This is a genomic window from Marivirga tractuosa (genome assembly GCF_042140215.1).
In the GTDB taxonomy this organism is placed as follows: domain Bacteria; phylum Bacteroidota; class Bacteroidia; order Cytophagales; family Cyclobacteriaceae; genus Marivirga; species Marivirga tractuosa_A.
The window spans coordinates 3316603-3328539 of the sequence record NZ_CP159478.1; the positions used below are offsets into that span (position 1 = coordinate 3316603).

General features: G+C 33.9%; 9 protein-coding genes and 1 pseudogene. 7 read left to right on the forward strand and 3 right to left on the reverse strand.

Annotated features, from left to right (window positions below):
- Genes ABWH96_RS14930 through ABWH96_RS14940 form a run of 3 tightly spaced genes read left to right on the forward strand, consistent with a single transcriptional unit; the run spans position 1 to position 4057 of the window.
- On the forward strand, positions 1-888 hold the full coding sequence (locus ABWH96_RS14930) for an N-acetylneuraminate synthase family protein (RefSeq protein WP_375578319.1): 888 nt from the start codon (positions 1-3) through the stop codon (positions 886-888).
- Positions 885-2045 carry a cytidylyltransferase domain-containing protein gene (locus ABWH96_RS14935; protein WP_375578320.1) on the forward strand — a complete coding sequence of 387 codons (1161 nt, stop codon included), beginning with the start codon at positions 885-887 and terminating at the stop codon, positions 2043-2045. Before ABWH96_RS14930 ends, ABWH96_RS14935 begins: the two co-directional genes overlap by 4 nt.
- Positions 2042-4057, forward strand: coding sequence for a polysaccharide pyruvyl transferase family protein (locus ABWH96_RS14940; protein WP_375578321.1), 2016 nt, complete (start codon positions 2042-2044; stop codon positions 4055-4057). The genes ABWH96_RS14935 and ABWH96_RS14940 overlap by 4 nt, the downstream gene beginning before the upstream one ends.
- 50 nt (positions 4058-4107) lie before the next feature.
- Here the strand turns inward: ABWH96_RS14940 and ABWH96_RS14945 are convergent, their stop codons facing one another.
- The gene (locus ABWH96_RS14945) at positions 4108-4419 is read right to left on the reverse strand and encodes an alanine:cation symporter family protein (RefSeq protein WP_375578322.1); all 312 of its coding nucleotides are present in this window, start codon (positions 4417-4419) and stop codon (positions 4108-4110) included.
- Between the two features lie 241 nt (positions 4420-4660).
- On the opposite strand from ABWH96_RS14945, the gene ABWH96_RS14950 reads away from it, so the two are divergent.
- The 3 genes from ABWH96_RS14950 to ABWH96_RS14960 are packed head-to-tail and all read left to right on the forward strand — an operon-like array spanning position 4661 to position 7030.
- On the forward strand, positions 4661-5140 hold the full coding sequence (locus ABWH96_RS14950; protein ID WP_375578323.1) for a T9SS type A sorting domain-containing protein: 480 nt from the start codon (positions 4661-4663) through the stop codon (positions 5138-5140).
- Positions 5137-5403, forward strand: a complete 267-nt coding sequence (locus tag ABWH96_RS14955) for a hypothetical protein (protein WP_375578324.1) — start codon at positions 5137-5139, stop codon at positions 5401-5403. The genes ABWH96_RS14950 and ABWH96_RS14955 overlap by 4 nt, the downstream gene beginning before the upstream one ends.
- Positions 5354-7030, forward strand: a complete 1677-nt coding sequence (locus tag ABWH96_RS14960) for a hypothetical protein (RefSeq protein ID WP_375578325.1) — start codon at positions 5354-5356, stop codon at positions 7028-7030. The genes ABWH96_RS14955 and ABWH96_RS14960 overlap by 50 nt, the downstream gene beginning before the upstream one ends.
- Positions 7031-7081: 51 nt before the next feature.
- Here ABWH96_RS14960 and ABWH96_RS14965 read toward each other — a convergent pair whose 3' ends face one another.
- Complete coding sequence (locus ABWH96_RS14965) at positions 7082-8440, reverse strand: alanine/glycine:cation symporter family protein (RefSeq protein WP_375578326.1); 1359 nt, start codon at positions 8438-8440, stop codon at positions 7082-7084.
- A gap of 126 nt (positions 8441-8566) precedes the next feature.
- Between ABWH96_RS14965 and ABWH96_RS14970 the strand changes: the two genes are divergently transcribed.
- On the forward strand, positions 8567-10165 hold the full coding sequence (locus ABWH96_RS14970; RefSeq protein WP_375578327.1) for a caspase domain-containing protein: 1599 nt from the start codon (positions 8567-8569) through the stop codon (positions 10163-10165).
- A 221-nt stretch (positions 10166-10386) separates the two neighbouring features.
- On the opposite strand, the pseudogene ABWH96_RS14975 reads toward ABWH96_RS14970, so the two are convergent.
- A pseudogene (locus ABWH96_RS14975) lies at positions 10387-11898 on the reverse strand (IS1182 family transposase); the annotation flags it as partial.
- Positions 11899-11937 lie beyond the last annotated feature (39 nt).

Consider the following 11937-nt stretch of genomic DNA (forward strand, 5'->3'; position numbering starts at 1 on the left):
ATGAATAAAGGATTTAATTTTAAATATAAAGTGCCTAAAACTGTTGCGGAAATAGGCTGTAATCATAAAGGCGACTTTGAAATAGCAAAAGAATTGATTGATTTGGCTAAAGAATGCAAAGCTGACTACGCCAAATTTCAAAAAAGAAACAATAAAGAATTATTATCTAAAGATCAATATGAAGCACCACATCCTAATCCAGCCAATTCTTATGGCGAAACTTATGGTGCCCATAGAGAATATTTAGAGTTTTCCGTTGAGCAGCATGCTGAACTGAAAAAATACTGCGAGAAAATTGGTGTCGGGTATGCTACTTCAGTTTGGGATGTTACATCAGCAAAAGAAATTATTTCCTTAAAGCCAGATTACATTAAGGTACCTTCAGCATGTAATAATTATTTTGATTTATTAAAAGTATTAAGGGATGAATACAAAGGTCAAGTGCACGTATCCTTTGGGATGACAAATCATAAAGAGGAAGAAGAAATAGTGTCTTTCTTTGAAGAAACTGATCAGGCAAAAAACCGATTAGTCATTTATGATTGCACCTCAGGTTATCCTGTTCCTTTTGAGGATATCTGCATGCTGGAAATCAATAGAATTTATGAAACATTTGGGGATAGAGTTGCTGAAATAGGATTTTCAGGACATCATTTAGGTATTGCAGTGGATATTGCAGCCTATACTTTAGGGGGTATGTGGATTGAAAGACATTTTACAAAAGATAGAACCTGGAAAGGGACAGATCATGCGGCTTCACTTGAACCTACAGGAATGAAAAAATTAGTGAGAGATTTACATGCTGCATATAAATCATTGACCTTTAAACCAACTGAGATTCTACCAATAGAAGAAGTTCAACGCAATAAATTAAAATTTAGGAATTGAAAAAAATAGCTTTTATACCGGTAAGAGGAGGAAGCAAATCAATTCCTTTAAAAAACATTAAATTACTTAATGGTAAACCGCTTGTTTATTATGTATCTAAGGCATTGCAGGAAAGCTTATTAGTAGATGAAGTGGTAATTGCTACAGATAGTGAAGAGATTGAATCCGTAGTGAACTCTTTCGAATTTTCTAAAGTAAAAGTTTATAGTAGAAAAAAAGAAAATGCAGATGATCAATCTTCTACTGAAAGTGTGATGTTGGAATATATTCAGGAAGCCTCACTTCAGAATAATGATATATTTATATTAGTACAGGCTACTTCTCCTTTTACTAGTTCAACAAATTTTGATGAGGCCCTAAAATTATATAAAAAAGGTGATTTTGACTCCTTGCTGACATGTGCCAGAATAAAAAGATTTTTCTGGGATGAAGATGGAAAGCCAATCAATTATGATTACAGAAACAGACCTAGAAGACAAGATTTTAAAGGAAACTTAATTGAAAACGGTGCTTTTTATATCAATTCTGTTGGAAACATAATTAAAAATAAAAATCGACTCTCAGGTAAAATAGGGATTTATGAAATGCCTGAATATACCCAACTGGAATTGGATGAACCCTGGGACTGGCAGATTGCTGAAGAGCTTATATTAAAATATAGCAACATATCTCAAAAGAACAAAAGCCCCATTAAGCTTGTTTTGTCGGATGTAGATGGAGTGCTTACAGATGCCGGAATGTATTACTCTGAAAACGGTGATGAGTTAAAGAAATTTTCTACTTATGATGGAAAAGGTTTTGAACTATTACGAAACAAAGGCATAAAAACAGGTATCATGACAGCCGAAGATGTTTCCTTGAATAGAAAAAGAGCTCAGAAACTTAAAGTAGACTTTCAATTCCATGGTATAAAAGATAAAATCTCTCAATTACAATCAATTATTCAAGAAACAGATATTAAAGCAGAGGAAATAGCCTACATTGGTGATGACATCAATGATGAGGAAGTATTAAAAGCAGTAGGATTAGCAGCATGTCCTGCAAATTCCGTCTCAAAGATTAAGGCTATTCCTAATATAATTAAACTCCAAAAATCTGGCGGAAACGGTGCATTCCGTGAATTCGTGGATGAACATATTTTAAAGCAATTCATATGAGTACTTGTAGCATTTGCGGAAGCAAAAACATCAAGGTTTTCAAGCATATTACCAGAGATGATTTTTCACTTACCTTTAAGAAATGTAAAGTATGTAATCACATCGAGCAGATTCCTGAAAAAGAAACTGATATATATACGAGTGGTGAATTTTCTGAAAAATTTAGAGATAGTGCCGTACCTTCTGCAATGAAAATCAAGGAGCTTGATAAAAGGGCACTCAAAAGATTTGATTTCTACAAAGAGTACTTTCCTGAAACAATGAATACAGCCCTTGAGATTGGCAGCTCAATTGGTTCATTTTTACATATTTTGAAATTAAATGGAGCCGAGGTTGAAGGGGTAGAACCAGATAAAACTTTTGCAGATTATTCTCAACATCAATATGGATTCTCTCAACATGGAGTCATGCTGGAAGACTATCAAACTTCTCAAAAGTTTGATTTCATTTGTTCATTCCATGTAATTGAACATGTGCCCGATCCGCATGATTTTTTGAAACGACTGAAGAATATAGCGAATGAAGGAGCCACCATATTACATGAATTCCCTTCAATGGAGATATTTTCTTGGGGTGATTTAAAAAACACGTATTGGGAACCACACTTACAATATTTTAATGCGGCAAGTGTTTATCAATTATTTTCGCAATATTTTAAAGTGGAAAAGATTGGGTATTATGGCGCTGCCCTTTTCATAGTTGCTAAAAATGAAAAACCCGAATTCAATAAAACTGTCTTTAATAAGTATAAAAGAAAAGCAGCATTAATTAAAAACTTAATAAAAGTCACCCCATCCCTAAAAATTAAGAAGAAAATAGACCTTAAGGAGTTTGGTTTTCGACTGTTTACTGAGAAAAACAATTATATTCAAAAAGCTAACTATTTTGGAAAGTACACTTTAAAAGAATTTAATTACGTAAGAAAAGAAAAAAATAAGGGAGGAAAAAAATTATTTCAACACCTAACCTACTTTAGAGGCTGGGAAAATGCTGGAGATACTGTTTTATCTAAAACAGTAAGAGATACTTTTAATCAAAAAGAGTCTATTCAATGGCAATTAAACAAAGTAACAGAAGATGTTACTGAAAAAAGCATTGTTCATTATAATAGAACTGAACATATAATTATTGGAGGTGGTGGCTTATTTCTACCTGATACTAATAAAAATGATAAAAGTGGTTGGCAATGGCCTATAAGTCCTGATTTACTTGAAAAAATTTCAGTTCCAATTTCTTTATTTGCAGTGGGGTATAATTATTTCCCAGGTCAAAAACCAAATGATTTATTTATTAATAATTTAAATGCGATTGTTAGGAAAGCCAAATTTGTTGGACTTCGAAATTCAGGTAGCATTGAAGCTGTTAAAAATTTAATAGATACTGATTTAAAAGATAAAATAGTGTTTCAGCCCTGCACAACCACAATTATAAGACAACTTAACCCAGAGCTTCCTAATAAAAAGAAATCGAAAAACATTGCAATAAATATGGCTTTCGATAGATATGAAAAAAGGTTTGGTTCAAATATTTATGTAGTGTTAGATCAAGTTGCGCTAGCCTTAAAGAAATTAGAAAAAATGGGCTATAAAATTCAACTTACAGGCCATTTGCAAGAAGATAATAAATTCCGAATTTTATTAGATAAGCATAAAGTCTCTTACCAATCGCATGTACTTCAGTTTATGACTCCTAATGAAGTGTATCAATTTTATAATGAAATGGAAATCGTTCTAGGTATGAGAGGCCATGCCCAAATGATACCATTTGGTTTGAATTGTAAAATCGTTACACTTTCTACCCATAACAAAATGAAATTTTTTGTGGATGACCTCGGAACTCCTGAATTATCGGTTGATCTTAAAGTAGATTTTTCAAGTATAAAAGATAGAATATTAAACTCTGTTGATTTATTAACAAATAAAGAAGAATACTACGCAGATCTGTTTTATCAAAAACAACTAAATTTCTATTCGATCACACAAACCAATTTAGGACAAATACTGGAAAAGTAGCTTTTTATAGGATTACAAATCATCTTTTGCGAAATAGACCTTTGCTGCCTTCATAACTTTCGGTGCAATTTAAAGGCCAATATCATAGTTGGAAAAGCCATAAGCGCATACATTCCATCAATTAATTCTATTACCGCTCCCAATGAAGCAACAGATCCCCAGATTACCAATCCGATATAAAAATACTGATACCAGCGCACATTTTGCACTCCAAACAAATAAGAAAAGCATTTTTCATCATAATATGAATACCTAAAAAGAGAGGTCACTGCAAAATTATATAAAAAAATAGTTAACAGGCCAATAACCAATTTCATTTTGGCTTTTTCAAATGCTATCGTAGGCAAAATCTGTATTATCATCAATAATTAAGGAATTGATATTTTATATTTCCCAATAGAAAAGTTGTATTATAAAAGTAATTTTTACTTTCAAGTTTAAAATTTCATCACAATGATAATAACCATTAAAACCAATACCATCTAATAATAATTAAAATTCATCTTAAAAATATCTTATCACTTAAAAGCAACTAATATTTTAGCTTTTGTTTTGTATACTTTAGCTTTTTATATATTTTTCGAAAAAATAACTAACACTATAATGCAACAAAAAAATCTACTTATACTATTTATTACAATACTCTGTATAAATATTGGATATTCCCAATCCATAAATTCTGCAGGAAATTCAAATCAATTAATAAATCATCAAATAACATGGTCTGTGGGCGATGTTTTTGCCAGTGCAAATGTAAATATTGCCAATGGGGGTTTAGCGGAAGTTATTTCAATAATTGAACAGGAAGAAAATATAACTGCAAATCAAAGTTATAATAATTTTCAATTATCAATTTACCCTAACCCTGCAAATGATCATGTTAATATAAGCTTAAGTGATAATATTAATGATGCTGAAATTCAATTAATCAATTCATCAGGAGCAGTGTTAAAAACAACTAATAAAAACCAATTGAATTCAAACACTCAAATCCCAATAGGTGACCTGGAAAACGGTATATATTTTATAACCATTTCAAACAAGAATTATAATACTAAAACATTCAAAATACTTAAAAAATGATGAGAAAATTTTACACTAGTTTAATCTTCACCCTTTTTACAAGCATACTATTTGCTCAAGCTCCTGAAGGGTTTAATTATCAAGCCCTTATTCGAAATAGCGATGGGGAAATTCTAACATCTTCTGAGGTTAATATTTTAATCGAAATAATTTCGGATTCTGAGACAGGCCCTATTATATACTCTGAGAATCATCTGATAGAAACAGACGGAAATGGAATGGTTCGATTTAACCATTGGACAAGGGACAGCAAATTCAGGTGATTTCTCAAATATTGATTGGGGAAATAATAGTCATTTTATACAGACCTCATTGGACGCAGCAGGAGGAACTGAATTTGAGACTATTGCACTCACTCAATTAATGTCCGTTCCTTATGCAGTTCATTCTAATTCAACGGGGAATTTCACTGGAAATAATTTGGAAATTAGTGGGAACGGTTCCAATGAAGATATGATAACATTAAAAAATGATAATTACAGCAGAATTTCAGCTTATGCAGCTAATGATGATTTTGAATCTGTAGCTTCATTTGTAGGACGAAGATCGGGAGGCACTATTGACAAGCCGACCAATATTAGCCCTGAGCAAAGAATTTCAGGAGTTTATGGTAGTAGTTACCTAAATAATGACTATGAGGTTTCAACTGCAATAGAATTCTTTTCAGGTAAAGAATCTGGAAATAATGGCTCATCCAGTTACATCAAATTTGGTACCACTGGTATAGGTTCAACTCAAAGGTTAGAGAGAATGAGAATTACTGAAAATGGAAATGTGGGAATTGGAACTTCGAATCCTGAATATAATCTAGAAGTAGAAGGGTCATTAAATGCAAATGAAATTTATCTTAATGGTGAATCCCTAAAAATTAATGAGATAAATAATAGACCAATTGAAGTGGTTGGTTCAGGGCAAAATGAAAATATGATAACTTTAAAAAATAATAACTACAGTAGAATTGCTGCATTTTCCGCAAGTGATGATTTTGAATCGGTAGCTTCATTTGCAGGAAGAAGGTCAGGTGGTACTGTTGATAATCCTACCAATATTAGCCCTGAGCAAAGAATTTCGGGATTATATGGTAGTAGTTACTTAAATAATGACTACGAGGTTTCAACAGCGATAGAATTCATTTCCGGAAAAGAATCTGGAAGCACTGGCACATCCAGCTACATAAAATTTGGCACCACTGGTATTGGTTCAACTCAAAGACTAGAGAGAATGAGAATTGCTGAAAACGGAAATGTGGGGATTGGAACAAATACACCTAATTATAATTTAGATGTAAATGGAACTCTAAATGTAAGCGAGATTTATCAAAATGGAGAATTGATTGATTTAAATCAAGAAATCAATGAACCAATTGAATTAGTGGGGTCAGGTCAAAACGAAAATATGATTACATTAAGAAATGATAATTATAGTAGAATTGCTGCCTATGCTGCAAATGATGATTTCGAATCTGTAGCTTCATTTGTAGGAAGAAGGTCAGGTGGTACTGTTGATAATCCTACCAATATTAGCCCTGAGCAAAGAATTTCAGGATTTTATGGAAGTAGTTACTTAAATAATGAATACGAGGTTTCAACTGCAATAGAATTCATTTCCGGAAAAGAATCTGGAAACACTGGCACATCCAGCTACATTAAATTTGGTACCACTGGTGTCGGAGCAATTCAAAGAGTGGAAAGAATGAGGATTGCTGAAAACGGAAATGTAGGTATAGGTACTACAATCCCAAAATCAAAATTGCAAGTAACTAATGGTGATATTTATATAGAAGATGCATCAAGTGGTGTTATTATGACTTCTCCAGATGGAAATTGCTGGAGAATGACAGTTGATAATACTGGAAACCCACAATTTAGTTCAATTACTTGTCCGGAATAAAATCTGAAGTTTATTAAATTATTAAAGGGAGACTGTTTAGTACTCCCTTTTTTATTTTAAATCATCCTTTGCAAAATAAAGCTTCGCTGCTTTCATGACCTTTGGTGCTAATATAAAGGCTGAAATCATGGTTGGAAAAGCCATTAAGGCATACATACCATCTATTAATCCAATCACTGCTCCTAAGGAGGCAATTGATCCCCATACTACCATTCCAATGTAAAAATACTGGTACCACCGCACATGTTGGGCTCCAAATAAATAGGAGAAACATTTACCACCATAATAAGAATAGCTAAAGAGAGAGGTAATAGCAAAAATAAATAATGCTAAAACTAACAAATACCTTCCACCCCACAGAGAATCATCAAAAGCTTTAATGGTTAAAGTTACTCCGCTTATGCCTTCCGTATGATCTTGCCATATTCCTGTAATCAAAATAGCTAGTGCCGTCATGGTACAAACAATAATAGTATCAATAGCCGGTCCCATCATGGCTACCAAGCCTTCACGAACGGGTTCATTTGTCTTGGCAGCTCCATGTGCCATTGGAGCAGTTCCTATCCCTGCTTCATTTGAGAAAGCCGCTCTTCTTGCCCCAGCAACCACTATAGCTCCAACTGCTCCACCTAAAACTGAATTAGCCGTAAATGCATCTACAAAAATAAGTTTTAAATATTGCGGTACTAATTCATAATTCAATACCAAAATTGCTATAACTGAAACTACATAAATCCCTACCATAAGAGGAACCATACGTCCTGCTACAGTTCCAATTCTTTTAATACCTCCTAAAATCACCATAGCCACTATGATAGCTAGAATGAATCCAATGGTTAATTTAATTCCAAAAGTGAGTTCAATTCCCATAGGCAATAAAAGCCCCTCTCCTATTGCAGCCGTCAACTGATTAGATTGAAAACTAGGGATAGTTCCAAACATACCGGCCACACAGAATAAAACAGCTAAAGGTTGCCATTTTTTGCCTAAACCTTCACGAATCACATACATGGGACCACCTTGCAGATGTCCAAGGGAATCTTTCCCTCTGTACATTACAGCTAAAGTGCAAGTAAAAAATTTAGTAGCCATTCCAACAAATGCACTTACCCACATCCAAAATATAGCACCAGGACCTCCCATAGTAATGGCTACCGCCACACCACTAATATTTCCCATTCCTACTGTGGCTGCTAATGCAGTAGAAAGTGCTTGGTAATGGTTGATATCTCCTTCACTTTGGTCTTTATCATATTTACCTCTTAGAATTTGAATCGCGTGTTTTAAGTAGCGAAAAGGAAGAAATCGGGAATAAAGGAGGAAAAAAAGTCCTCCTCCCATTAATAATAATAAAAGGGGCGTACCCCACATCGCATTACCAAAACCTACTAATATTTCTTTTAAAGTCATCTATTTTGAAATCTATGAATTGCTAAAGTAGTAAAGAAATAAAGAATAGAAATATTCTATAAATAAAAAAATATCCCAATGCTCGAGCAGTATAAGGATTATTGGTAAATTATGTATCTTTAAAAGATGAAAAAAAATGTCTATACTGTATTTCTCTTGCTGTTTATTAATTATTCAATATCGGCACAATCTATCAAGCTAGAAGGTCTACAGGAAAATGAATATATAGGGGATGTCAACTTAATGCCAGATTCTTCGCTCTTGGCCTTATCCGTCATCAACGACTATAATACTGTAAAGCGATACATTTATCAAAATGATCTTTGGGTTGAAGAAGAAAATTCACTCACTCAATTAATAAATAGTCTATCTAATCAACATAAACATCTACTTTTTTCTATAGACTACAAGAAATTAATAGTACTCATCACTGAAGGCAAGGAAAATAGAGCTTATCTATTCTCAAAATTAGCTGATGATAAATGGAGCCTACCAACAGAAATACTAAAAAACTTGAGAGGAGAATTTAAACATTCCCCACCAAATATTTCAGTAGACGGTCTGAAATTTTACACCACAGCTTACGGTCTTTCGGCTAATGAACTTTTAATTTATGATGCACAAAAAGAAACACTGGAAAAATCAATTAAAATTGATGAATTTGACCGAATCAATCAAATATTTCCCTTAAACAAGTCCGCTTTCATTGTAGGCGCACTAAAAAATAAGGACAAAATCGATTCCTACTTTTATATTCAGATTGAAAAGGACGGTAGCTATACCGCTCCTCTTTACATACCTGAACTAGTACCAGATAAACCTTCTGACTTATTCAAAATTTCTGTTAGTCCTTTCCCAGGAAGGATAATTGTTCAAAATCAGGAAAGTAAGCAAATCTCCATGATCGAGGTAAACGAAAGAATAGCTGACCAATGGTTTCAAAAATCGACGCCTAGGCAAGAATTCAGTCGTTTAGCAAGGCAGGAAGCTGAAGCAAATAATTACGTTTCACCAAAAGGCCAATATCATGCTCTATTAATCGGAAATAACGTTTATAAGGATCAATCGCTTAATCTTGAAAAGCCAATTGAAGATGTATTGAAATTGAAAAACATTTTGATCAGTAAATATACTTTTGAGGAAGAAAATATAAACACCTTGACCAACGCTTCTCGATCTCAAATTTTAACGGCACTTTATGAACTGCGATTAAGACTAAATCAAGATGATAATCTACTGATTTTCTATGCAGGTCATGGTTACTGGGATTCGGCAGTGGAGCAAGGATACTGGTGGCCAGTTGATGTTGAAAAGAACAATCCCTCCTGTTGGCTTTCAAATAGTGACTTGAAAGAGCAAATTAGAGCTATCTCAACAGCACATACTTTATTGATATCTGACGCATGTTTTAGTGGCGGAATATTTAAAACAAGAGGTGTTGAAGATTTAAGAGACGCCACTACAAGTATTCAACTCTTGTACCGTATGCAAAGTAGAAGAGCAATTAGTTCTGGAACTTTATCTACAGTACCCGATAAGTCTGTTTTCTTTAAATATTTATCCAAATATTTAGAGGAAAATGATACTAAATACCTACCTTCTACTGAACTGTTCACAAGTATTAGAAAAAGTGTTTTAAACAATAGTCTTACTGTTCCTCAAGATGGCGTAATCATGGGAGCTGGTGATGAAGGTGGTGATTTTATTTTCATTTCGAATAAGTAATCAAAATACTGATAACTGATTCATGATGAAATGAGGCTGTCCAAAAAGGACAGTTTTTTTTATGCCGCTATTTTCAGATACCCACATCCATTTTCACTTATTTTTTGCTGTCCATGGATTTTCGACTTAATTTCTGTGGACATTTTATGATAAGGGGCATTTTTACCAACTCTTGGTAATTCGGCATCTGATTTTGATGTTAAAATCACATTATTGGCTATCATTTTCCTGAAGTTGTGACCTATTGCCATCAACAAAAACTCTAATTCTACTTTTTCTAATCCTGAAAATGTAAAACGGTTAAATTTATTGTTGCTTTTTAATTGACCAAACACAGCCTCTGGCTCTATTGGTCTTTTACTTCTGTGCTCAAGTCCTTTTTTGCTTGTTAAGTTTTCTCTGGCCTGCCGTTTTAGAAGGTTTAATCTGTGGTTTACCTCTATTCTTCTGTTACCTATAGCCTTATGGCAAGATGTTCTCAATGGACATTGCTCGCATCTTTTTGCTTGGTAGTAAGCGACTTTAGACTCATAACCGTTAGTTGAAGTGCGTTTCCCCTCTCCAATTTTTTCCATTCTTTGCCCCATGGGGCATACGTGAAAATCTTGCTCGGCATTATAGAAGAGGTTTTGTGGAAGAAACGGGTTGTTCTTCATCTTTTTCTTTTGCTCTTTATGGAAGTAATTATACTTCACATAGGCTTCAACACCTTTTTCTTCAAGCATTTCATAATTTTCTTCGCTGCCGTATCCTGCATCGGCCACTATTTCTTTACTCTGTTTATGGTAGAGTTCTTCAAAACCGGTCAAATGTGATTTTAAAGTAGTGGTGTCACCAGGTGTTTGATGGATGGAAACATGGGTGATAAACTGATTTTCTGTTGATATTTGGGAGTTATAAGCAGGCTTTAATTGGCCGTTTTTCATGTGGTCGTCTTTCATTCTCATGAATGTGGCACCCTTATCGGTTTTGCTGTAGGATTTTCGCTTGTCCAATATTTCCAAGTCCTTTTCATACTTCTCTAACTTTGGAAGATGCTCCTCTTGAAGCTTTTGCAGTTCTTTGGCAACTTTCTTTGATGGCTCCTTTAGTTTTTTGTTGAGTAGCGAAAGTCTTTCCTTTAACTCCTTCGAATCAATTTTTTGGGGCAATTCCTCCTTATTGACTTCTTGATTGTCTGATAAAATACTCCTTTCAATATCCGATAGAACGCTATTGATTTTTGTTTCCAGCTTGTCTTTGTACTTTTCAACCGAGCCCCGCCAAACAAAGGTGTATTTATTCGATTTAGCCTCTATTTTTGTTCCGTCAATGTACTGGACATCAAGGCTGACATACCCCATTTCCACCAGCATTTTCACTACCTCTGCAAATAAGGTCTTGATCGAGTCTTTTAAAATTTTACCACGAAAATCATTGATCGTCCTGAAATCAGGAGTTGAATTTCCCGATATAAACATAAAATGAATATTCTCATGGAGTGCCTTGGCTATTTTTCTACAGGAATACACATTGGAGAGATAACTGTAAAATAAAACCTTGATCATCATCCTGGGATGATAGGCCGATGTCCCACCTCCTTTGTACTTCTTAAGAATGTCGCTGATATCCAATGAATTGACCACCGAGTCAATTAAACGGACAGGATGATTTTCAGGGATTTTATCAAAAATGTTTACTGGAAATAATTCTGGGCAATTGCCTGTTTGATTTTTAAAAACTATCTTAGCCATCGTTGTATTTTGTACGACTCTAAAATAATATTTTTAGAG

Coding starts and splice junctions, on each gene's coding strand:
- ABWH96_RS14930 (WP_375578319.1), top strand. CDS start 1: ATGAATAAAGGATTTAATTTTAAATATAAAGTGCCTAAAACTGTTGCG.
- ABWH96_RS14970 (WP_375578327.1), top strand. CDS start 8,567: ATGAAAAAAAATGTCTATACTGTATTTCTCTTGCTGTTTATTAATTAT.
- ABWH96_RS14955 (WP_375578324.1), top strand. CDS start 5,137: ATGATGAGAAAATTTTACACTAGTTTAATCTTCACCCTTTTTACAAGC.
- ABWH96_RS14965 (WP_375578326.1), bottom strand. CDS start 8,440: ATGACTTTAAAAGAAATATTAGTAGGTTTTGGTAATGCGATGTGGGGT.
- ABWH96_RS14940 (WP_375578321.1), top strand. CDS start 2,042: ATGAGTACTTGTAGCATTTGCGGAAGCAAAAACATCAAGGTTTTCAAG.
- ABWH96_RS14950 (WP_375578323.1), top strand. CDS start 4,661: ATGCAACAAAAAAATCTACTTATACTATTTATTACAATACTCTGTATA.
- ABWH96_RS14945 (WP_375578322.1), bottom strand. CDS start 4,419: ATGATAATACAGATTTTGCCTACGATAGCATTTGAAAAAGCCAAAATG.
- ABWH96_RS14960 (WP_375578325.1), top strand. CDS start 5,354: ATGGAATGGTTCGATTTAACCATTGGACAAGGGACAGCAAATTCAGGT.